The following is a 20,753-nucleotide window of genomic DNA, read 5'->3' on the forward strand; positions in this document are numbered from 1 at the left end:
CTTGAACCCCCACGCCCGATAAAGGGCACTAGCACCTCAAGCTAGCGCGTCTGCCATTCCGCCACCCGGACTAGGTGTCTGTCGTTCGCGGGGTGTTCCCCGTGGCGACATGGACAACAATACCAAGCTTTCGGGGTGCCTTTCACCTGCGTATTCGGGGCGGCTGCGGGGGTGTGGGGCCGGGCCGATCTACCGTCTCACCATGAGTGATCGTGTCATTACGGAGGGCGCACCAGGGCGTTTGCCTAAGCCGTTGTCGCCGCTGCGGGAGCATCTGCGGGACAGCTTCTGGTTCGCGCCGACGGCCGGGATCGTCGTGATCTTCGGGCTGTGGCTGTTGGCCGCGTATGCCGATCGCGAGATTCTCGGGGCGCTGCAGGCGGACGGCGATGAGCGGGCGCTCGCCCGCGCCATCGGGTTCGCCGATGATGTGAAGGCCGTCGTCACCGTCATCAGCTCGGCGATGATGACCTTCATCGGTGTGGTGTTCAGCATCTCGCTCGTGGCCGTGCAGATGGCCAGCGGGCAGTTCAGTCCACGGGTCGTGCGGATCTTCGTCCGGTCACGGATCGCCAAGCTCACCTTCACCGTCTTTCTGGCGACGTTTCTGCTCTCGCTGCTCGTGCTCATGTCGTACGACGGTGAGCCCGACCCCCGCGCCGTGGACAGCGTGCCGATGGTCCAGGCCGTCCTGGCGCTGGTGATGGTGGGGCTGAGTCTGTTTCTGTTCATCGGCTATGTGAACGGGACGCTGCGGATGATGCGGGTCGGCTTCGTGATCGACCGGATCACACGCGAGGCGTTCCGTGTGGTGGCCAAGCAGCCGTCGGCGCGGGCCGGAGGCGGGGAGCCGGGCCTCGAGACCGCGCGGATCGCGCATCACGGGCGGGCCGGTGTGCTGCGGGATGTGCATATCGCGCGGCTGGTGCGGGCGGCTCGCAAGCAGGGCACCGTACTGCGGCTGATCCCGCGGATCGGGGATTTCGTGGTGCCGGGGACTGCGGTGCTCGCGGTGCACGGTGGGGCGGCGCCTTCGCGGCGGGCGCTCGCGTACACCGTGTCGGTCGGGGTCGAGCGGACCTTCCATCAGGATCTGGGGTTCGGGCTGCGGCAGCTGTCGGACATCGCGCTGCGGGCGCTGTCGCCCGCGGTCAACGATCCGACGACCGCGGTGCAGGCCCTGGACCGGATCGTCCAGTTCCTGGCCGCGCTGGTCGACAAACCGTTGGAGGCCGTTCGGCACCGCGACCGGCGCGGACGGGTGCGGCTGATCCAACCGGTGCCCGGCTGGGACGAGTTGGTCGATCTGGGGTTCGCGGAGATCCGCGGGTGTGCGGGCGGGCATCCGCAGGTGACACGGCGGATGATCGCCGGGCTCGACGATCTGCTGCTGCTCGCGCCCGCCGAGCGCAGCCGGCCGTTGCTGCGACACCGGGCGCTGCTCGTCGAGGCGGTGGAGGCCGCGGTACCGCAGGCCGCGGACCGGGCGTTCGCCCTTCATCCGGATCACCAAGGGATCGGCTGACGGATCACCAGGGGATCGGCTGAGGGATCTCCAAGTGATCGCCTGACGGATCACCAAGTGATCGGCCGACAGATCGCCGAGGGATCGGCTGAAGGGCGAACGCGCGGTGATGGCGGGTACGGGTGCTGCGAACCCGTACCCGGTCACCAGGGTGGTGGCTCGGGAGCCTCGCGGTCTCGGTCCGCTACGGCATCAGGTGGTAGTCCGGGAAGTTGCCGGGGATCCGCTCCCCCCCCGGGCCATGGGTGACCGAGCGGACGAGCAGTTCGCCGCCGACGAAGGCGCCGCGCCAGGAGGCGCCGAAGCCGCCGAAGAGCTCGTCGCGATCGCCGCGGGAGCGGGGCTTGCCGTGGCCGACCTTGAAGGCGCGGATCTGGGGTGCCAGACGCTTGTAGGTCGACGTGTCGTCGGTGGACAGGGTGGCCACGAGCGCGCCGTTCGAGGCGTTCATCGCGGCGAGCAGTTCCGCCTCGGTGTCGACCAGGACGATCGTGTCGACCGGGCCGAAGGGTTCCGCGTGGTGCAGCGGGGAGGACGGCGGCGGGTTGAGGAGCGTCACCGGGGTCAGATACGCCGAGGTGTCCTGGCCGGGCAGGAAGTGGCCGTCCGCGAGTGAGCCGCGGTGGAGCGGGACCGCGCCGCGGTCGATCGCCTCGGCGACCTGGTCGGCCAGTTCCTTGGCCTTGGCCGCGTTGATGAGCGGGCCGAAGTCCAGGGACGGCAGCGGGTCGGACGGGTCGGCCACGGCCAGCGGGTGACCGATGCGGATGTCCCGTACGGCCGGGAGATACGCGTCGAGGAACTGGTCGAACAGGGAACGCTGCACCACGAAGCGCGGGTACGCGGTGCAGCGCTGCTTGCCGTAGTCGAAGAGTTTGGGGATGACGGCGGACAGGGACGGCCAGTCGGAGAAGTTCCAGATGCCCCAGGTGTTGAGGCCCTCCTGTTCGAGGTTGTGGCGCTTGCCGAGGTCGGCGACGGCCGTGGCCACCGCCGCTCCCGTGTCGCGGCCGCCGACGAAGGAGACGCAGCCGATCTCCGGCGAGCGGACGAGGGCCTCGGACAGCTCGCCGCCGCTTCCGCTGACGAGCGTGACCGGGATGCCTTCGCGTACGGCGAGGGCACAGGCAAGCGTGAGGCAGGCGACGCCGCCGTCGGTCGGGGCCTTGGCGATCACCGCGTTGCCGGCCAGTGCCTGCACCAGCATCGCGTGGACCAGGACGGACATCGGGTAGTTCCAGCTCGCGATGTTGGACACGGGTCCGTCGAGCGGGGAGCGGTCTTCGAGCATGGGCTCGATGCCGTCCACGTACCAGCGCACGCCGTCGATCGCCCGGTCGACGTCGGCCTGGGCCAGGCGCCAGGGCTTGCCGATCTCCCAGACGAGGAGCAGCGCGAGCAGTTCGCGGTGTTCGGTGAGGGCGTCGAGGGTCGCGGCGACCTTGGCGCGGCGTTCCTCGAGCGGCACATGGCGCCAGGCGCGGTGCTGGTCGAGGGAGGCGCGGACCGCGGACCGCGCGGTCTCGGAGTCGAGTCGCGGGGGCCCGGCGATCGGGCTCCCGTCGACGGGGCTCGTGGCCGGCAGCGCGCGGCCGTCGGCCTGCCAGGTGCCGTTCCACAGATTGCGGACGCGGTCGTCCTGGAAGGCCTCGGGGGCGACGGCGAGGCAGCGCTGCCAGGCGTCGTTCCAGGAGGTTCCGGGCTTGAGGGTGAGGGTCGTGGAGGTGGTGAGGGTTGTTGCCATGAAGGGTCTCCGCTCACGGTGCACAGTCGGGGCGGGTATGGCGCTCGCTACCAGACGGTAGGGCGTGGTGCGGCAACTCGGCTGTGGCCGGGGCCACTTGGGACGCACCCAGGTGGCCCGCGGCCAGGGCTCGGGATCAGCGCTCGGTGTCGAGGGCTTCCAGGACCAGGCGTGCCGTTTCGGACGGGGTGGATCCCACCCGTACGCCTACGGCTTCGAGCGCTTCCTGCTTGGCCTTCGCCGTTCCGGAGGACCCGGAGACGATGGCGCCGGCGTGGCCCATGGTCTTGCCTTCGGGCGCGGTGAAGCCGGCGACGTATCCGACGACGGGCTTGGTGACGTGCTCGCGTATGTACGCGGCGGCACGTTCTTCCGCGTCGCCGCCGATCTCGCCGATGAGCACGATGAGTTCGGTGTCGGGGTCGGCCTGGAAGGCTTCCAGGCAGTCGATATGCGTGGTGCCGATGACGGGGTCGCCGCCGATGCCCACGCAGGTGGAGAAGCCGATGTCGCGCAGCTCGTACATGAGCTGGTACGTCAGGGTGCCGGACTTGGAGACCAGGCCGATCCGGCCGGGCTTGGTGATGTCGGACGGGATGATGCCCGCGTTGGACTGGCCGGGGGTGATCAGGCCGGGGCAGTTGGGGCCGACGATGCGGGTGCCGCGCTCTTTCGCGTACGCGACGAAGGTGACCGAGTCGTGTACGGGGATGCCCTCGGTGATCACCACGGCGAGGGCGATCCCGGCGTCGGCGGCCTCGATGACGGCCGCCTTGCAGAACGTGGGCGGCACGAAGACGATCGTGACGTCCGCGCCGGTCGCGTCCATCGCCTCGCGCACCCCGCCGAAGACGGGCACGGCGCGGTCGTCGAAGTCGACGGTCTGTCCGGCCTTGCGGGGGTTGACGCCGCCGACGACGTTCGTGCCGGCCGCGATCATCCTGCGGGTGTGCTTCATGCCCTCGGCGCCGGTCATGCCCTGGACGAGGACCTTGCTCTCCTTGGTCAGAAAGATGGCCATGGTCTGCTCCTGTGTCCTTGGGGAGAGGGCTACTTGGCGACGGCGAGGTCGGCGGCGCGCTGGGCGGCGCCGTCCATGGTGGGCTGCTGCTCGACGAGCGGATGGGCGTGGGCGGCGAGGATGGCGCGGCCCTGTGCGGCGTTGTTGCCGTCGAGCCGTACGACCAGGGGCTTGGTGAGGTTGACCTCGCCGAGCGCCTGGACGATGCCGTCGGCCACGGCGTCGCAGGCGGTGATGCCGCCGAAGACGTTGACGAAGACGGACTTCACGTCCGGGTCGGAGAGGATGACGGACAGACCGTCGGCCATGACCTGGGCGGAGGCGCCGCCGCCGATGTCGAGGAAGTTGGCGGGCTTTGCGCCGCAGCCGGCCACGACGTCGAGGGTGGACATGACCAGGCCCGCACCATTGCCGATGACGCCGACCTGGCCTTCGAGCTTCACGTAGTTGAGGCCCTTCTCGGCGGCCCTGGCCTCCAGCGGGTCGTCGTGCGCGCTCTCGCCGCCACCCCAACGTGCCTGCCGGAAGCGGGCGTTGTCGTCGAGGGTGACCTTGCCGTCGATCGCCATGAGCCGGCCGTCCTTGGTGCGGACGAGCGGGTTGACCTCGACGAGGACAGCGTCCTCTTTGGTGAGTACCGTCCACAGCTGCACCAGGATCTCGGCGCTCTCCGGCGGAAGCTGTGCCGCGGCGGCGATCTCCGCGGCCTTCTCGGCGGTGACGCCTTCGGTGGGGTCGATATGGATACGGGCCACCGCGTCGGGCCGGGTCGCGGCGACCTCCTCGATGTCCATACCGCCCTCGGCGGAGGCGATCGCGAGGAACCGCCCGGCCGCGCGGTCGAGCACGTAACTGACGTAGAACTCGCTCTCGATGTCCACCGGCTGAGCCAGCATCACCTTGTGGACGGTGTGGCCCTTGATGTCCATGCCGAGTATCTGACGTGCCGTGATCTCGGCTGATGCGGCGTCGGCGGCGAGCTTCACGCCGCCCGCCTTGCCGCGTCCACCGGTCTTCACCTGCGCCTTGACGACGACCTTGCCGCCGAGGCGTTCCGCGCTCGCACGGGCCTCCTTGGCGGTGACTGCTACTTCCGCGTTCGGCACCAACACGCCGTAGTCCGCGAAGAGTTCCCTGGCTTGGTGCTCGTACAGGTCCAATTTCGGCTCCTGACTCGAAAGTGCCGCACGCCCCCTGGACACCACCCACCGGATGCGGGATAACAAGCTTCATACAGTATTCGTCGACTGTATGCAATCTACCGCGACAGCACTGATGCGCTGCTCACGGCCGCTTTTCCGGCGGCCCGGGTGCGCTCCAACTCCTCAGGGAGAGAAGGGACTTCGCCATGCCCGATGAACTGATCGCCGCGCACACCGCACGGGCAGCGGCCCATGAGCTCCCTGCCGTGGAGTCCCGTGAACACCCTGCTGTGGAGTCCCATGAACTGCCCGCCGTGGAGAGCCTCGCCCATCTGCTCACGCATGCCGAGCACCCGGTGGTCGTGCTGTGCAGTCAGGTGTGGACGGCCCGCGCCACCGACGCGGCGGTCGACCTCATCCGCACCCTGGGCCTGCCGGCGTATGCCGACGGAGCCGCGCGCGGCACGCTGCCGCCCGGCGATGCGCAGCACTTCCTGCACTCGCGGGCCTACGCGTTCGCGGGAGCCGACGTGATCCTCGTCGTGGGTGCTCCTTTCGACCTCCGTGCACTTCGTGCCGGGTACGGCAGGAGGCTCGCTCCGCACGCGACGATCGTGCAGATCGACGCGGGGCACGTACTGCGTTCAGTGGCGCGGGCCGCCGCCGGTCTCCGCTTCCAGGAGCGGGCCGACCGTGCGGCGGTACGGCGCAAGGAGTGGCTGGACGAACTGCGGACCGCCGAGCAGACCGCCGAAGCCCTGTGGCAGCGGCATCTGACCTCGGACGCCTCCCCCGTCCACCCCTTCCGGCTGCTCGCCGAGATCGATCGATTCCTCACCGAGGACTCGGTGTTCATCGCCGACGACCCGCGGTCGGCCGAGCTGGCCGGCCGCCTTGTGCGGCCCAGGGCTCCCGGGCACTGGATGGACCCGGGGCCGCTCGGCACCGCGGGCGCCGGCATCCCGTTCGCGCTCGCCGTCCACCGGTCCTGCGCGGACAAGGAAACCGTCGTGCTCTTCGGCGACGATCCGTCCACTTCGGCGACCTGGGACTCCGAGGTCCTCGTCCGCCGTCACCTCCCCTTCGTCGGGGTCGTCGCCCACTCGGGCGGCGCCCTCTTCGCCAACCGGGCCCCGATGTACGGCATGCACGCCGAGGACGTCCGGGACCCCGCCGCCATCCGTCCCGCCCTGGAGCGTGCCCGCTCCTCGGGCGGACCGGCACTGATCGGCGTACGCATCGATCCGGACGCGTATCTCCCCGGATCGGTGAACTCACCGCACCACCCGAGCGAACAGAGCGACCTGAACCGGCAGAACGACCAATCCAGGAACAAGTAGAGGAGCGCTGTGCCATGACACAGACGAAGGCACTGGACGGCGTCCGCGTCCTCGACATGACTCATGTCCAGTCCGGACCATCGGCGACACAGCTGCTCGCCTGGCTCGGCGCGGACGTGGTCAAGTTGGAGGCCCCGACCGGAGATATCACCCGCAAGCAGCTACGTGACCTGCCCGATGTCGACTCCCTCTACTTCACGATGCTCAACTGCAACAAGCGGAGCATCACCCTCAACACCAAGACGGAGCGCGGCAAGGAGATCCTCACCGAGCTGATCCGCCGCTCGGACGTGATGGTCGAGAACTTCGGCCCGGGCGCGGTGGACCGTATGGGCTTCACCTGGGAGAAGATCCAGGAGATCAACCCTCGGATCGTCTACGCCTCCATCAAGGGGTTCGGCGACGGCCCGTACACCAACTTCAAGGCGTACGAGGTCGTGGCGCAGGCCATGGGCGGCTCCATGTCGACCACGGGCTTCGAAGACGGTCCCCCGCTGGCGACGGGGGCGCAGATCGGCGACTCGGGTACGGGCATTCATGCCGTCGCCGGCATTTTGGCGGCGCTCTTCCAGCGGGAGAGCACGGGCCGGGGGCAGCGGGTCAACGTGGCCATGCAGCACGCCGTGCTCAACCTCTGCCGGGTGAAGTTGCGCGATCAGCAGCGCCTGGCCCACGGCCCGCTCGCCGAGTATCCCAACGAGGACTTCGGCGACGAGGTTCCCCGTTCGGGCAACGCCTCCGGCGGCGGTCAGCCGGGCTGGGCGGTCAAGTGCGCGCCGGGCGGCCCGAACGACTGGGTGTATGTGATCGTGCAGCCCGTCGGCTGGAAGCCGATCTCCGAGCTGATCGGACGGCCCGAGCTGGCCGAGGACCCGGACTGGGCGACGCCCGAGGCACGCCTTCCGAAGCTCAACAAGATGTTCCAGCTCATCGAGGAGTGGAGCTCGACCCTGCCCAAGTGGGAGGTGCTCGAGAAGCTCAACGCGCACAACATCCCATGCGGACCGATTCTCTCCACCAAGGAGATCATCGAGGACGACTCCCTGGTCGCCAACGAGATGGTCGTCAAGGTTCCGCACCCCGAGCGAGGCGAGTTCACCACGGTCGGCTCCCCGCTCAAGTTGTCCGACTCGCCGGTGAACGTGGTCAGTTCACCGCTGCTCGGTGAGCACAACGAAGAGGTCTACGTCGGCGAGCTCGGGCTCGGCGACGAGGAAATCCGTCTGCTCAAGTCGACTGGAGTGATCTGAAGTGATGGCCGAAGACCGTGCGCTGACGGTGCGGGCCCTGCTCGACGCCGTACGCGCCGAGGGGCGCAGCACTCTCACCGCGCCGGAGGGCAAGGTGATCGCCGACGCGTACGGCATCGCTGTACCCGGCGAGGAGCTGGCCCGTGATGTCGACGAGGCGGTGGCCGCGGCGGCGCGCTTCGACGGACCGGTGGTCCTGAAGATCGTCTCCCCCGACATCCTGCACAAGACCGACGCGGGGGGCGTGATCGTCGGAGTCGAGGGCGCCGCCGGCGTAAGGGCCGCCTTCCACAAGATCGTTGAGAACGCGAAGGCGTACAACTCCGCGGCGAAGATCGACGGCATCCAGGTGCAGCAGATGCTGCCGCCGGGCCAGGAGGTCATCGTCGGTGCCGTCACCGATCCGACCTTCGGCAAGGTCGTGGCCTTCGGTCTCGGCGGTGTGCTCGTCGAGGTCCTAAAGGACGTCACCTTCCGGCTCGCGCCCGTCAGCCCGGACGAGGCGCAGTCGATGCTCGACTCCATCAAGGCGGCCGAGATCCTGCGCGGTGTGCGCGGCGCGCCGCCGGTGGACCGCTGGGCGGTCGCCGAGCAGATCCGCCGTGTCTCCGAACTGGTCACGGACTTCCCGGAGATCGTGGAGGTCGACCTCAACCCGGTGATCGCCACGCCCGAGGGCGCGATGGCCGCGGACATCCGCGTGATCCTGACGGATGAACTGCCCAAGGAGCGCCGCAAGTACAGCCGCGAGGAGATCCTGCGCTCGATGAAGCGGCTGATGCAGCCGCGCTCGGTCGCGGTGATCGGTGCCTCCAACGAGCAGGGCAAGATCGGCAATTCGGTCATGCGCAACCTGATCGACGGCGGCTTCGGCGGAGAGATCCATCCGGTGAACCCCAAGGCCGATGACATCTTGGGCCGCAAGGCGTACAAGAGTGTCACGGACGTTCCGGGTGAGGTGGATGTGGCGGTCTTCGCGATCCCCGCCAAGTTCGTGGCTTCGGCGCTGGAGGAGGTGGGGCGCAAGGGCATACCGAACGCCGTGCTCATCCCCTCCGGGTTCGCCGAGACCGGCGAGCACGCCCTCCAGGACGAGATCGTGGAGATCGCCGAGCGCCATGGCGTACGGCTCCTCGGGCCCAACATCTACGGCTACTACTCGACGTGGCAGGACCTGTGCGCCACGTTCTGCACGCCGTACGACGTGAAGGGCGGTGTGGCGCTGACCAGTCAGTCCGGCGGGATCGGGATGGCGATCCTGGGCTTCGCGCGGACGACCAAGACGGGTGTGTCGGCGATCGTCGGCCTCGGCAACAAGTCGGACCTCGACGAGGACGATCTGCTCACCTGGTTCGGCGAGGACCCCAACACCGACTGCATCGCGATGCACTTGGAGGACCTCAAGGACGGCCGGGCCTTCGTGGAGGCCGCGCGGGCGACCGTGCCGAAGAAGCCGGTCGTGGTTCTCAAGGCGGGCCGTACGGCGGCCGGCGCCAAGGCGGCCGGCTCGCACACCGGGGCACTGGCCGGCGACGACGCGGTGTACGAGGACATCCTCAAGCAGGCGGGCGTGATCCGGGCGCCGGGTCTCAACGACATGCTCGAGTACGCGCGTGCGCTGCCGATCATGCCCACTCCCCAGGGCGACAACGTCGTGATCATCACCGGCGCGGGCGGCAGCGGTGTGCTGCTCTCCGACGCGGTGACGGACAACGGCCTGGAACTGATGGAGATTCCGGAGGATCTGGACGCGGCCTTCCGGAAGTTCATCCCGCCGTTCGGAGCCGCGGGCAACCCCGTGGACATCACCGGCGGCGAACCCCCTTCGACGTACGAGGCGACCATCCGTCTCGGCCTCGAGGACCCGCGGATCCACTCCCTGGTGCTCGGCTACTGGCACACGATCGTCACTCCCCCGATGGTCTTCGCCGAGCTCACCGCGAAGGTGGTGGCCGAGTTCAAGGAACGCGGCATCGAGAAGCCGGTCGTCGCGTCGCTCGCGGGCGATGTCGAGGTCGAAGAGGCCTGCCAGTACCTCTTCGAGCACGGCGTGGTCGCCTACCCCTACACCACGGAGAAGCCGGTCGCCGTGCTCGGCGCGAAGTATCGCTGGGCGCGCGCGGCGGGGTTGTTGGGGGGCGGTCGATGAGCTGACCGAGCTCACCACGGGGCCTGCGGTGACCGCTCGCCGCAGGCCCCGGCACCGGAAGGAAGTTGGACAGGGGGCGCTGGCCAGGCTTCTTCGACGCTAGGGGTGCTGAAGCTCAATGACTACAACTGATCTGCCTACGTCGGCTCCGTATCAGGAGCTGACCGACAAGAACGGCCGCGTGTATCGAGTCGGTGAGACCGATATCGACATCATGGGGCGTAAGCGCAAGTGGATGGTCATCCTGCCGTGGATCGGCATGATGGGGATTTCGTCGGCGGAGTACGCGTTCGCGTCCGCCGAGGACACCTTGCACGAGGCCCATGCTTGGTCCAGCACCAGCATCTACTGGATGCTGACGGTCTGGGTGTTCTTCCAGGCGGCGGTCGCCTTCCCCGCAGGAAAGCTGCGCGAGTCCGGAAAGCTGCCCGCCCGCTGGGCGATGATGCTCGGTGCGGCCGGCACCTTCATGGGCTATCTGTCGCTGGCCTTCGCGCCGCATGTCATGGTCGCCGTCATCGGATTCGGCGTGTTCAGCGGTATGGGCGCGGGCATGGTGTACGCCACCTGCGTCAACATGGTCGGCAAGTGGTATCCGGAGCGCAAGGGCGGCAAGACCGGATTCGTCAACGGCGGTTTCGCCTACGGTTCGGTGCCGTTCGTCTTCCTCTTCCACGGCTACATGGACGCGAGCAACTACCAGTGGGTGCTGGTCTCGGCGGGTCTGTTCCTCGCCGGAGCCGTGGCGTATGCCGGCTTCTTCTTCAAGGACCCGCCGAAGAACTGGTGGCCGGCCGAGATCGACCCGCTCAACCCGCCGAAGGACCCGCGTGCGGCCCGTTCGCTGCAGAAGAATCCGCCGGCGGTCCAGCAGTTCAGCCCCGGAGAGGCCTGGAAGACCGGCCGTGTCGCGGTGATGTGGGTCTGTCTCGCCTTCACTTCCGGCGTCAACATCTTCGGTATCTCGTTCCAGGTCGACATCGGCGAATCCGCCGGGTTCGCCGCGGGGATCGTGGCGACGGCCATGTCCTTGAAGGCCATCGTCAACGGCACCGGCCGCGGAGTCATCGGCTGGCTCTCCGACCGGTACGGACGGAAGGAATGCCTGCTCTTCGTCTGTATCGTCCTGGGGGCCTCGCAGTTCGGCATCATCTGGTCGGCCGACATGAAGAGCCTGCCGCTGTTCCTGCTCTTCTCCGCGATCTCCGGCTTCGGTGGCGGCGCCATCTTCCCGATGTTCGCGGCGATGACGGCCGACTACTTCGGTGAGAACAACAACGCCTCCAACTACGGAATGGTGTACAGCTCCAAGCTGGTCTCCGGTCTGGGTGCCGGCATGGGTTCCGTCGCCGTGACCGCCTGGGGGCTCAACGGCGCCTTCACGCTGGCGGGCACCCTTTCCTTCGCGGCGTTCTTCATCGCCCTGTTCCTCAAGGCGCCGGGACGCGACTACAAGGGGCGTCTCGTCTCGCCCAATCCCCTGCCGATCAGCCGAGAGGCCGAGTAGATCGGAGCAGATCTCCCCGCACGTCAGGGCCCGCCCCGCTTTCCCAGGGGCGGGCCCTGACCGTCTCCGTCCAGTCTCCCATTGAGATTGCATACTGTCTACTATCTCAAGTGTGATGCGTGACGCCTCGCGGTGGCCCAACGCCTGCTGTTGTCCGGCGAGTTCGGACCGCGAGCTCGCCCGCCGCCAAGGGGGGAGCCCCCGGCCGCCGGGCCCCGGGGGTCGGCGGGCGGGCCGGGGAGGGGGGGGGGGGGGGCGGTCAGTCGCCGCAGCGCTCGCGCAGCGAGTGGAGGTGCTCGCTGGACTTGCGGGCGAACGCGAAGGACTCCGCCGGGTTGTCGTGCTCGGCCTGCCAGTGGTGGTAGCGGCGGCCGTTGTGGGACTTGCGGGTCACCTCCGAGAGGAACCTCTTGTAGTCGATGTCGCCGTCACCGACGTCCGTCATGCGGTAGCCGTACGTGGACGTCGGGTCCTTGGTGCCGTCCTTGACGTGGAACAGCGGGTAGCGGTGCGGCTGCTTGAGGACGTACCGCAGCGGGTCGAAGGGGCGCGGGGTCCCGTCGACCTGCTTCGAGAAGCGGAACTGGCCCGCGTACGCCCAGAAGATGTCCATCTCCAGGAAGACCAGGTCGGGGTCGGTCTCGGCGAGCAGCACGTCGTAGAGGCGGACGTTGGGCTTGTCCGAGGCGAACATGAACTCCTCGGAGTGGTTGTGCTGGTAGAACTTCATGCCGCGCTTCCTGGCCGCGGCTCCATAGGTGTTGAACTCCTCGGCGGCGCGCTTCCACGCGTCGACCGTGTCGCCGTAGCGGAACGGTCCCGAGGCGGTGCCGATGTGCTTGAGGCCGAGGGCCTGCGCGTCGTCGAGGACCTTGTTGAGGTTGGTCGCGAACGTGTACGCGTTCGGGTCGTTGGAGTAGTAACCGACATGGCTGCCGATCGCGTTCAGACCGTGGTCGCGCGTGACCTGCTTGAGCTGGGCCAGCGTAATGGCGCCCGCCGAGCCCTGGGTGTAGCCGGCGTACTCGACCTCGTCGTAGCCGTACTTCTGGAGCTCCGCGAACACCGCCGCGAAGCCGAGCGTGGAGACCTTGTCGCGCAGGCTGTAGAGCTGGATGCCGAGCCGGCCTTCGGGCAGGACGGGACGACCGCGGCCGTGGCCGCCCGATGCCGATTCGGCATCCGCCGCCGCGGAGGGCGTGGCGGCGGCACCGATCAGGGCGGGCGCCGGGACTCCCGCGGCCACGCCGAGGGCGGTGCGTCTGCTGAGACGCTGGGCGAGCGCCGGGTCCTGGGGGGTACGCGGTGTGCGGGCCATGCGGGAACTCCTTTGATTTCGGGGCGTTGTCAGTGGTGTCTGATTGAGTTGAGTCAGTCGAATTGAGTCAGTCGAGTTGAGACGTGGAGCGGGGATGCGGGAGCGGGCCGGTTCAGCCCAGTCCCGCGAGGGAGAGCAACAGCGACTTCACATCGGTGGCCTTCAGGGGGCCATCGACAGCGCGGGGGGTGGAGATCAGGATGAGCGGACCGTCTTGCGGATCGTCGGGGAGCCTGCCGTGGCTGCCGCGAATAGGTGACGGGTCCAGGGGCACCACGGCCATGCGGTAACGCATGCCGAGTTTCTTGCGTGCCAGGGCCTTGGCCGCCTTGACCTTCACATAGGGGTCGAGGGGGTCCATGAAGAGTTCGACCGGGTCATAGCCGGGTTTGCGGTGGATCTCGACGAGCTGCGCGAAGTCGGGCGCGCGATCGTCGTCGAGCCAGTAGTAGTACGTGAACCAGGCGTCCGGCTCCGCTATGGCGACGAGCTCGCCGGAGCGCGGATGGTCGAGGCCGTAGCTCTTCTTGCCCTCGTCGTCGAGGAGTTCGTCGATGCCTTCGAGACCGGCCAGGGCTTGTTTCGTCGCGTCCATGTCCTCCGGGCTGCGCACGTAGATGTGCGCGAGCTGGTGGTCGGCCACGGCGAAGGCGCGCGAGGCCATGGTGTCGAGGTACTCCATGCCGTCCTGGGTGTGCACCTCGAGCAGCCCTGCCCTGCGCAGGGCGCGGTTGATGTCCACATGACGGCTGACCTTGGTGATGCCGTACTCGGACAGGGCGACCACGGTGCGGCCTTGCGCCTTGGCGTCGGCCAGGAGCGGGCCGAGGGCCGTGTCGATGTCCCTGGCCGCTTGCAGGGAGCGGGGGTCGTCGGGCCCGAAGCGCTGCAGGTCGTAGTCGAGATGGGGGAGGTAGCAGAGCGTCAGATCTGGGCGGCGGGTGCGCATGATGTGGCGGGTCGCGTCGATGATCCACTGCGAGGAGGTGAGATTCGCGCCGGGGCCCCAGAAGGTGAACAGGGGGAACGTGCCGAATTTCTCGGTGAGTTCGTCGTGCAGCGCCGGTGGCCGCGTGTAGCAGTCGGGCTCTTTGCGGCCGTCCGCGTAATAGACGGGACGGGGAGTGACGATGATGTCGGTGTCCGCGCCCATGGCGTACCACCAGCAGATATTGGCGACCGTGTAGCCGGGGTGGACCCGGCGGGCGGCGTCCCAGAGTTTGTCGCCCGTGACCAGGCGGTTGTGCTGGCGCCACAGCAGGACGTCGCCGAGTTCGCGGAAGTACCAGCCGTTGCCGACGATGCCGTGTTCGGCGGGCATCGTGCCGGTCAGGAAGGTGGACTGGGCGGCGCAGGTGACGGCGGGCAGCACGGTGCCGAGGGCGGCCTGGGAACCGTCCGCGGCAAGGGACTTGAGGTTCGGCATGTGCGCGAGCAGACGGGGGGTGAGGCCGACGACGTCCAGGACCAGGAGCGGGGTGGGACCGCCGTCGGGCTTCGCGGTGTCGGGGGTCGGGGCGACGGTCACGGCAGCTCCTTGAGGCCCAGGTCGACGAGGAGGTCACGGGCGAGGGTGAGTTCGGCGGCGATGCCGTCGGCGAGCTGGCTGCGGGCGCGCGGACGCAGCGCGTCGGGCAGGGCCTGCCAGGTGTACGTCTCGACCTCGAGGTGGCGGGTGAGCGGCGCCGGGCCGCCCACGAGGCGGGTCAGGACGTCCTTGAGGACATCGAGGGTGGAGGTGAGGGGCGGCTCGGGGGCGGCGTGCAGCGGGACGTGGAAGTGGGAGCGCCAGGGCGCGGTCTCGGGCAGGGCGTTGCCGTCGAGGGCCTCGCCCAGGTCGTCCGTGCCGTGCAGCCGGCCCGCGCTGCGGGTGCGGGTCTGGTGCAGGAAGCGGGGCTCGTCGAAGGCCGCCAATGCGGTGCGGACTTCGGGCAGTCGGGGCTGTTCGGCATGGAGTGCGGCCGAGAGCTGGACCTTGTGGATGGGGATGCCCGCGACGGCCAGGGCGTCGAGCGCGGTCCCCGGATCTTCGAAGGAGGTGGCGAGATGGCAGGTGTCGACGCAGATGCCGATGCGGTCATGACCGACGTCGGCCAGCGGGGCGATCGCGTCGGCGGTGGTCTCGACGGTGCAGCCGGGCTCTGGTTCCAGGCCGATACGGATCGAGCGGCCGGTGAGCTCCTCGAGCGCATCCAGGCGCTGGGCCAGGGTGGTGAGGGCGTCGCGTGCGAGGGCGGCGCGGGTGTCGTCGTAGGCGGTGCGCCAGGCGAGCGGAAGCGTCGAGATGCTGCCTTCGGTGGCGTCGTCCGGGAGCAGCGAGGTGAGCAGCCGGGCCAGGTCGGTGGTGTGGCCGAGGCGTTCCGGGTCGGCCCAGTCCGGCTTGTACACGCGGTACTTGACCTCTTCGGCGCCGAAGCCCTCGTACGGGAAGCCGTTGAGGGTGACCACTTCGAGGCCGCGCCGGTCGAGTTCGGCGCGCAGTCCGCGCAGCGCGGCGGGGTCGGCGATCAGGGCGCGGGCGGCGTCGCGCGCGAGCCACAGACCGATGCCGAGGCGGTCCCTGCCGAGCCGTTTGCGGACCGGTTCGCAGTGGTCGCGAAGCTGGGCGAGCACGCCGTCGAGGGTCTCGGCGGGGTGGACATTGGTGCAGTACGCGAGGTGGACGGTGGAACCGTCGGGGTGGCGGAAGCGCATGGCTCACTCACCGCCGCGCAGGATGGAGTTCCCCTCGTGCGTGGCGTCCGTGCCCTCGACATCGAGGTGGAGGCGGCCACTCAGTCCGTAGAAGGCGACCGGGTTGCGCCACATCACCAGGTCGACCATGTCGTCGTCGAACCCCGCTTCGAGCATGGCGTCGGCGACCTTGCGGGTCTTGAGCGGGTCGCTCTTTCCCCAGTCCGCGGCGGAGTTGACCAGCACCTTCTCCGGTCCGTAGGCCCGCAGAATCGCGACCATCCGGTCCTCGTCCATCTTGGTGTCGGGATAGACGGAGAACCCGAGCCAGCAGCCGGCGTCCTTGGCGTCCTTGACCGTGGTCTCGTTGAGGTGGTCGAGCAGCACACGGTCGAGCGGCAGCGCCGACTCGCGGACGACGTCGATGGTGCGGTGCAGACCGGCGAGCTTGTCGCGGTGCGGGGTGTGCACGAGCGCGGGGAGTTCGGCGTCCGCGGCCATCTGGAGCTGGGCGGACAGGGCGGTGTCCTCGGCCGGGGTCATCGAGTCGTACCCGATCTCGCCGACGGCGACGACGTTGTCCTTGACCAGATAGCGCGGCAGCTGGTCGAGGACCGGGGTGCAGCGGGGGTCGTTCGCCTCCTTGGGGTTGAGGGCGATCGTGCAGTGGTGGGCGATCCCGTACTGCGCCGCGCGGAAGGGCTCCCAGCCGAGGAGCGAGTCGAAGTAGTCGTAGAAGGAGGACGGGGAGGTGCGGGGCTGGCCCAGCCAGAAGGCCGGCTCGACGACGGCGCGGACGCCGGCCGCGTACATGGCCTCGTAGTCGTCGGTGGTGCGGGAGGTCATATGGATGTGGGGGTCGAAGATGCGCATCAGGACTCCTGGGGGGACGCGGCGGAGGCGGCTTCGGCGGGCTGCTCGGTGGGGCCCTCGGTCAGCGCCCCGGTGGGGCCCTCGGTCGGCGCCTCGGTGGGTCCCTCGGTCGGCGCCTCGGTGAGGGCCAGGACGCGTTGCAGATCGCCGGGGACGGGGCGGCCCGCGGCGGTGCGCTCGCGCGCGTAGTCGCCGAGCATGCGGGCGAGTTCTCCGTCGCCTCGGGCGCGGTCGGCGAGCGCGGCGACGGCATCGACGCTCACGCCGGTGAACAGACACTTCAGTACGGCGTGCCGCCAGGCATGGGCGTCGAGGTGCTCGGCGCCGTAGGGGCCGACGGCCGCGGCCACCAGGGAGGTGTCGTTGGTGCGCAGGGCGTCTTCCGTGAGCCCGAGCGCCTCGGGTCCGGGGACGAGGTGGGCGAGGGAGCCCAGGACGGCGCGGCGTTCGGCGGCGGTGCCCTGCTCGTAGAGACGGGTCAGGGTGGCGGCGTCGGCGCGGGCGGCGTGCAGGAGGAGCAGCCGGGCGTCGTCGGCGTGTTCGGGGCCGCAGCGGCGGCCGGCCTGGGCGAAGCGCAACTCCCAGGTGGGGGCGGGTGCTTGGCTTGCGGTCACCTGAGGGGCGGGAGCTGCGGACGGGGTTTGCTGGGCGGGCGCTGTGGCGAGGGCTTGGGCGGGCGCTGTGGCGAGGGCTTGGGCGGACGCTGCGGCGAGGGCCTGGGCGAGCCAGGCCCTGGCGTCGTCGTCCAGGGCGGATTCGAGGCGGGCGCGGAGGGCCCCGAGGGCGGGGGTACTGGTCATGGCCTGCCTCCTTCGGCGGGCTGGGCGTCGAGGGGTGCCGCCTGGGCGGCCGGGTACCGGGTGACCGGTCCGGGCGCGGGCTGCACCGGCTCCCGGTGTTCGGCTCCCGCCGCCGTGCGGCGTTGTTGTGCGCGGCGTTCCGCCGCCGCCTGGGCCAGATGCAGGAACTCCAGTGATTCCTCGGCCAGTTGGGGGCCGGCGTGGGAGTGCCGGGGCAGTTCGACGACGGTGAGGCCCTGATAGCCGGTGGCGGCCAGCGCGTCGAGGACGGGCGGGAAGTCGATCTCGCCCTCACCGAAGGGAAGGTGTTCATGGACGCCGCGGCGCATGTCCTCGATCTGCACATGCCGCAGCCAGGGCGCGGCGTCGCGGATGCAGTCGGCCGGCGACGCCGGTTCGAGGCACTGGCAGTGACCGATGTCGAGGGTGAGCCCGAGAGCCTCCGGGGCGCCCAGATCCGTTCGCAGCCGGTGGAAGTCGGCGAGGCAGGAGAGAAGGTGCCCGGGTTCGGGCTCGATCGCCAGGGGTGTGCCCGAGCCCTCGGCCGCGTCGACGACCGGGGCGATCGCCTCGGCGAGCCGTTTCCACGCCGTGTCGTCGGCGGTGCCCTCGGGCTTGATGCCGCTGAAGCAGTGCACGGCATGCGCGCCCAGGTCGCCGGCCACGCGTACGGCGCGGATCAACAGCCGTACACGGGCGGCGCGGCGGTCGGGATCGGGGTCGAGGAGGGAGGGGCCGTGTTTGCGGCGCGGGTCCAGGACATAGCGCGCGCCGGTTTCGATGGTCGCCGTGAGGCCGAGCTGGTCGAGTCGGCGGGCCACCCGGCGGGTGCGGGCCGCGAGGTCGGGCGCCATCGGATCCAGATGCATGTGGTCGAGGGTGAGACCGACGCCCTCGTACCCCAGGTCGGCGAGCAGACCGAGGGCGTCGTCGAGGCGCAGATCGGTCAGCCCGTTGGTGCCGTAGCCGAAACGGAGGCTCATGTGACGCTCACCTTCCGTGCGAACCGGCGGGCGAGGGGGGCCAGCGACGCGGTGACGACCGCGACGCCGGGGTGGCCCGACCGGGCCGCGAGGGCGGCCTGGAGCGGGATCATCGCGCGGATCCCGCCGCCGACGGCTCGTTGGGTGAGCTGGGGCGAGGGGGTGAGGAGCGCGTGGGAGAGGAGCTGCGCCGCGGGGAGGGGGGCCTGCGCGGCGGGGAGGGCGTCCAGCGCGCCCGGGGGGGAGCGCAGGCGGGGGGGGGGGGTGGGGCCCGGCAGGCCGAGGGCGGCTGCGACTCCTCGGCCCGCCGGGAGCTGGTGGGATGCGGGCGTCGGGCCGACCGGGAGCTGGTGGGATGCGGGCGTCGGGCCGGGGACCGGCGAGCCGTGCGCCACCCGGCCGTGCGCGACCGCACGCGCCAGCACCGCCGTGACGGCGAGTCCCGCCAGCGGAGCCAGGGTTGAGCCGCCCTCCGCCTCGCGACGGGAGACCGTGGTGACGGAGAAGGTGTGGGCGCCGAGCAGCGCGGAGGCCGGCAGGGCGGGCCGGACCCGCCCGGTGGTGGCGACAGCCCCGAGGAGCAGGTCGAGCGACCGGGCGCCGGCCATGGCGAGAGGGCCCGCCGGGGTGTTCTTCAAGCCCAGGTCGTACGCCCATACGGTGCCGGCGAGCGCGCCCGCGACGGCGAGCGGACGCCGCCCGGCCAGCGACGCGAGCGCAAGCCCGGCCGCCGTGAGACCGGTGGCCGCGGCCAGCGGGGCGAACGGGGTGATACGGCCCGAGGGAAGGGGGCGGTGCGGGCGTTCCACGGCGTCGACCTCGCGGTCGGCCCAGTCGTTGAGGGCCATCCCGGCCTCGTACAGACAGAGCGAGGAGGCGATCGCGAGCAAGGTGCGTCCCCGCGGCCGCGCACCGCTCGCGGCAGCGCCGGCGAGGGCGTCGCCGGGGACGGTGAACAGGGCGGACACGCGCAGGAGTTCGGCCCAGTCGCCGAGGCCAGGGCGGTGGTGAGATGGCGAGTCCTCGCCGGGTAGTGCCTCCGGGCGCGGCATGCCGCTCTCCCCCGATGCGTCCCCCGCACCTCTGACAACGTTCTCCCCGGCGGAGACACGACCGGTTCCGGGCGGTGGCCCGGGGCGCGTCCCCGGCTCGCCCGGCTCCGCGGCGGCGGCGCCTTCGACGGTCACCGCGCCACCGGTCACGGGTGCGGACCGACGTCCGCCGCCCCGTCCGATCCCCGACCGAGCCGCCCCCACAACCCCCGCCACCGCCAGCGCGCCCGCCAAGGACAGCAGGCGGACGCGACCGCCGGTCATCGAGCGGCTCGCAGCTGCTCGGCAAAGGACAAGAGGTGGGTGAACTGCTCGCCGAGGGAGGAGGATTCGCCGTCCGGGTCCTTGAAGTAGAAGCCGAGTTCCGGCCGCGGACCCGTCAGGCCCACGTCCCCGGCGCGCGCGACCAGCCGGGCCAGGTCGAGGACCAGCGGTGCGGCGAGCGCCGAGTCGCAGCCCTGCCAGATGGTCTGGAGCACCATCCGCGAGCCGAGGAAGCCGTCGAAGGCGATGTGGTCCCAGGCGGTCTTCCAGTCACCGAGCGCCGGGACGTCGTCGATGTGCACCTCGCCCTGCGGCGCGGCGCCGAGCACGTCGGCAAGGACACGCTCCTTGCCGGCGTTCTTGGCGGCCGCCGCGGCGGGGTCGGCCAGCGCGGCACCGTCGCCGCCGCCGAGCAGGTTCGCGCCGGACCAGGCACGTACGTCGAGTGCGCGCTGCAGGAACATCGGCGCGAGGACGGAGCGCAGCAGCGTCTGGCCGGTCTTGCCGTCCCGCCCGGCCCAGGTGAGCCCCGAGGAGGCGGACTCGACGGCCAGTGCGGGGTGGTGCATCCCCGTGGACGGGGTGAAGTTGACATACGCGTGCCCGGCCCGCAGCGCGGCGGCCGCGTACAGCGAGCTGACGGGGAGCCGCTCGGAGTCGGGGTCGGGCAAGGGCTCCGTCGAGGACACGTTCACCACGACGGCCCGGGCGAGTCCCCGCCGCCGTACGAAGTCCGTGATGTCCGCGGCGAAGGCGCCGATCAGCTCCTCGTCCGAGCGGGCGTCGCCCGGAAGCGGGCCGCCGGGCCGTATCTCCGCGTCCGCGGCGGCCAGTTCGGCGCCGACCGAGGCCGGCAGACCGTACGGCAGCACTCCCCCGGCGGCCAGGTGCTCGGCGCGCTTGGGCAGCGGGCAGCTGTTGGTGTCATGGCCGCCGAACACGAGCGACCCCACGGGCGCGAGCGAGCAGTCCGTGAAGGGCGGCGTCTCGGTGACCATGCCGGTCGCCGGATGCAGCCCGGCGGCGACGGCCGCCGCGCCGGCGACGGCGGGGGGGGGGGGGGGGGCGCCGCGCCCCCCGCCCCCCCCCCCCCCCCCCGGCGCGGGGGGGCG

Annotated in this window: 16 protein-coding genes; 5 read left to right on the top strand and 11 right to left on the bottom strand. The window is 70.3% G+C overall.

The genetic code is table 11. The features are described from left to right. The first annotated feature begins 202 nt into the window (after positions 1 to 202). Positions 203 to 1,525 (top strand): DUF2254 domain-containing protein, encoded by a 1,323-nt coding sequence (locus JAO81_RS27885; protein WP_199550715.1) that lies wholly within the window; start codon positions 203 to 205, stop codon positions 1,523 to 1,525. Between the two features lie 184 nt (positions 1,526 to 1,709). On the opposite strand, the gene JAO81_RS27890 is transcribed toward JAO81_RS27885, so the two are convergent. The 3 genes from JAO81_RS27890 to sucC form a co-directional block, all read right to left on the bottom strand. Then, positions 1,710 to 3,269: an aldehyde dehydrogenase family protein gene (locus JAO81_RS27890; RefSeq protein ID WP_199550716.1), complete on the bottom strand. Its 1,560-nt coding sequence runs from the start codon at positions 3,267 to 3,269 to the stop codon at positions 1,710 to 1,712. 136 nt (positions 3,270 to 3,405) lie between these two features. Continuing rightward, positions 3,406 to 4,290 carry a succinate--CoA ligase subunit alpha gene (sucD, locus tag JAO81_RS27895; RefSeq protein ID WP_199550717.1) on the bottom strand — a complete coding sequence of 295 codons (885 nt, stop codon included), beginning with the start codon at positions 4,288 to 4,290 and terminating at the stop codon, positions 3,406 to 3,408. 29 nt (positions 4,291 to 4,319) lie between these two features. Continuing rightward, positions 4,320 to 5,450: an ADP-forming succinate--CoA ligase subunit beta gene (gene sucC / locus JAO81_RS27900; RefSeq protein WP_199550718.1), complete on the bottom strand. Its 1,131-nt coding sequence runs from the start codon at positions 5,448 to 5,450 to the stop codon at positions 4,320 to 4,322. A 188-nt stretch (positions 5,451 to 5,638) separates the two neighbouring features. On the opposite strand from sucC, the gene JAO81_RS27905 reads away from it, so the two are divergent. From JAO81_RS27905 to JAO81_RS27920, 4 genes are all read left to right on the top strand, one after another. Next, positions 5,639 to 6,772 (top strand): thiamine pyrophosphate-dependent enzyme, encoded by a 1,134-nt coding sequence (locus JAO81_RS27905; protein ID WP_199550719.1) that lies wholly within the window; start codon positions 5,639 to 5,641, stop codon positions 6,770 to 6,772. Between the two features lie 14 nt (positions 6,773 to 6,786). Continuing rightward, entirely contained in the window at positions 6,787 to 8,022 is a 1,236-nt protein-coding gene (gene frc, locus JAO81_RS27910; protein WP_199550720.1) for a formyl-CoA transferase, read from the top strand. Between the two features lie 4 nt (positions 8,023 to 8,026). Further along, positions 8,027 to 10,171 carry an acetate--CoA ligase family protein gene (locus tag JAO81_RS27915; protein WP_199550721.1) on the top strand — a complete coding sequence of 715 codons (2,145 nt, stop codon included), beginning with the start codon at positions 8,027 to 8,029 and terminating at the stop codon, positions 10,169 to 10,171. Positions 10,172 to 10,289: 118 nt separating this feature from the next. After that, the gene (locus tag JAO81_RS27920) at positions 10,290 to 11,678 is read left to right on the top strand and encodes an OFA family MFS transporter (protein ID WP_199550722.1); all 1,389 of its coding nucleotides are present in this window, start codon (positions 10,290 to 10,292) and stop codon (positions 11,676 to 11,678) included. Positions 11,679 to 11,937: 259 nt separating this feature from the next. On the opposite strand, the gene JAO81_RS27925 is transcribed toward JAO81_RS27920, so the two are convergent. The 8 genes from JAO81_RS27925 to JAO81_RS27960 all read right to left on the bottom strand — a co-directional run. Continuing rightward, the gene (locus tag JAO81_RS27925) at positions 11,938 to 12,996 is read right to left on the bottom strand and encodes a sugar phosphate isomerase/epimerase (RefSeq protein ID WP_199550723.1); all 1,059 of its coding nucleotides are present in this window, start codon (positions 12,994 to 12,996) and stop codon (positions 11,938 to 11,940) included. A 112-nt stretch (positions 12,997 to 13,108) separates the two neighbouring features. Next, positions 13,109 to 14,524: an alkaline phosphatase family protein gene (locus tag JAO81_RS27930; protein WP_199550724.1), complete on the bottom strand. Its 1,416-nt coding sequence runs from the start codon at positions 14,522 to 14,524 to the stop codon at positions 13,109 to 13,111. Next, positions 14,521 to 15,690 (bottom strand): metabolite traffic protein EboE, encoded by a 1,170-nt coding sequence (eboE, locus tag JAO81_RS27935; RefSeq protein WP_199550725.1) that lies wholly within the window; start codon positions 15,688 to 15,690, stop codon positions 14,521 to 14,523. The genes JAO81_RS27930 and eboE overlap by 4 nt, the downstream gene beginning before the upstream one ends. A 3-nt stretch (positions 15,691 to 15,693) precedes the next feature. Then, positions 15,694 to 16,542, bottom strand: coding sequence for a TatD family hydrolase (locus tag JAO81_RS27940; RefSeq protein WP_199550726.1), 849 nt, complete (start codon positions 16,540 to 16,542; stop codon positions 15,694 to 15,696). Then, positions 16,542 to 17,342 carry an EboA domain-containing protein gene (locus tag JAO81_RS27945; protein WP_199550727.1) on the bottom strand — a complete coding sequence of 267 codons (801 nt, stop codon included), beginning with the start codon at positions 17,340 to 17,342 and terminating at the stop codon, positions 16,542 to 16,544. The genes JAO81_RS27940 and JAO81_RS27945 overlap by 1 nt, the downstream gene beginning before the upstream one ends. Continuing rightward, positions 17,339 to 18,325 carry a sugar phosphate isomerase/epimerase gene (locus tag JAO81_RS27950; RefSeq protein ID WP_199550728.1) on the bottom strand — a complete coding sequence of 329 codons (987 nt, stop codon included), beginning with the start codon at positions 18,323 to 18,325 and terminating at the stop codon, positions 17,339 to 17,341. Before JAO81_RS27950 ends, JAO81_RS27945 begins: the two co-directional genes overlap by 4 nt. Next, positions 18,322 to 19,377 carry an SCO3242 family prenyltransferase gene (locus JAO81_RS27955; protein WP_233416016.1) on the bottom strand — a complete coding sequence of 352 codons (1,056 nt, stop codon included), beginning with the start codon at positions 19,375 to 19,377 and terminating at the stop codon, positions 18,322 to 18,324. The genes JAO81_RS27950 and JAO81_RS27955 overlap by 4 nt, the downstream gene beginning before the upstream one ends. Before the next feature lie 260 nt (positions 19,378 to 19,637). After that, positions 19,638 to 20,753: inositol-3-phosphate synthase (locus JAO81_RS27960; protein ID WP_233416017.1), on the bottom strand; the 1,116-nt coding region annotated here is incomplete at its 5' end.

The sequence above is a fragment of the Streptomyces sp. N35 genome (genome assembly GCF_016464295.1).
Lineage (GTDB): Bacteria > Actinomycetota > Actinomycetes > Streptomycetales > Streptomycetaceae > Streptomyces.